At 58.3% G+C, this 1426-nt stretch carries 1 protein-coding gene; it reads right to left on the bottom strand.

Annotated elements, in window-relative coordinates; genetic code table 11:
- Positions 1 to 423 precede the first annotated feature (423 nt).
- Complete coding sequence (locus A3AY_RS0107575) at positions 424 to 1359, bottom strand: ArdC family protein (RefSeq protein ID WP_018325077.1); 936 nt, start codon at positions 1357 to 1359, stop codon at positions 424 to 426.
- Positions 1360 to 1426 lie beyond the last annotated feature (67 nt).

The following is a 1426-nucleotide window of genomic DNA, read 5'->3' on the forward strand; positions in this document are numbered from 1 at the left end:
CCGACTGACAAAGGCTAAGCTTAATCGCTCGGTATGACGCACCTATGGAATGGGACAAGCCGTTTCTCGCCGTGTTGTTGATTGGCATGCTGCTTAAATGAGTTCGTCTACATGACCGCATCATCTCAACATGGACGCACCGCAGCTCACGTTGATCTTCCACCCTGTTCAAGTTCGAAGATAAGAGGTCAGTTCCCTGTCGCTTCGAACGGTTTGGCATCGACGCTCTCGCCGAGGGGCGGGCTCTGCCGGCAGGGGTCTTCGTTGATCGCAATGGCCGTCTCAAACCAGAATGTGCGATATAAGAAAACTTCCACAGATCGCCCTCAAAGCCTCCCGATCGAGGGTTTGCTCGTCGGGTTACCGTGAGGTTGCATTGACAGGGATACCGGCAAGCGCCGGCACCCATGGCACGTTGCAGGCTCAAGCTGCCCGTTGTTGCGCCGTCGGCTGCAGATCATGGAGATAGGCAACTGCCCTCTGCGCATGCGCCGCCGCAGTAAAGATGAACCGTTTCTCGTTTTTCAGAACCTCGAGCCAGGACGAGATATAACTTGCGTGATCCGGTCGCGGCTCCATCACCGGCACGAGGCCGAGATCGGCGCATAGAAAAACGGCGCCGAGTTCGGCAATCAGCTCTTCGCGCGCACGCTCAGACTTGTCCTTCGCGTAACGCGCGAGGTCACGGTCGAGGCGATGCTTTGCCCCAACCCAATGGATTTGCTCATGGGCAAGGGTCGCGTAATAGGACTCCACATCACGGAAGGTTTCGATCGGCGGCATCTGGATCAGATCGGCACCCGGGGCATAGAAGGCTTTGTCTCCACCATGGCGGATCACGGCTCCCGTCGCGGCGAAGAATGCATCGGCTGTCGCGATGCGATTCAAGCGCGTCCTGGGCGCTTCCGGACGAGACGGCCGATATTCACTGGGCAGATCATCGATCTGTTCGACATTGAACACCGTGTATGCTTTCAGGAACGGAATATCGTGTTCGACCTCGTCGCCATTCTCGGCAGTTTCCGTCCTCCTTACCCGGTTCGCATAGACGACCGTCGAGCCGGTCTCACCCTTGCGGACATGAGCGCCGAGTTCGGCTGCCTGGCGGAACGTCATCCATGTCGGCGCGCGAAACCCGCGCGAGACCGTTTCTGACCAGAGCAACAGAACATTGATGCCGGAATAGGGCTCGCCGTTGTGCCGCAACGGCCGGCTGATGCGACCTTCAAGATCGCCCGTGTTCCAGGGCTGCACCCAGGGGCGGACGCCCTCCTCCAGCGATACCACAATGCGGTCGGTAATTTTAGTGTAGATGTCGACGCGCGCTTCCTGAGCGTTCTTTCTGTTTTCCTGTCTCATTTTCATTCTCCTCGATTCCAAGACCACGCCCATCGCGGTCCGTCACGGCGGTCGAAGAGCGGAGGCC

This window comes from Rhizobium giardinii bv. giardinii H152, from assembly GCF_000379605.1.
In the GTDB taxonomy this organism is placed as follows: Bacteria; Pseudomonadota; Alphaproteobacteria; order Rhizobiales; family Rhizobiaceae; genus Pararhizobium; species Pararhizobium giardinii.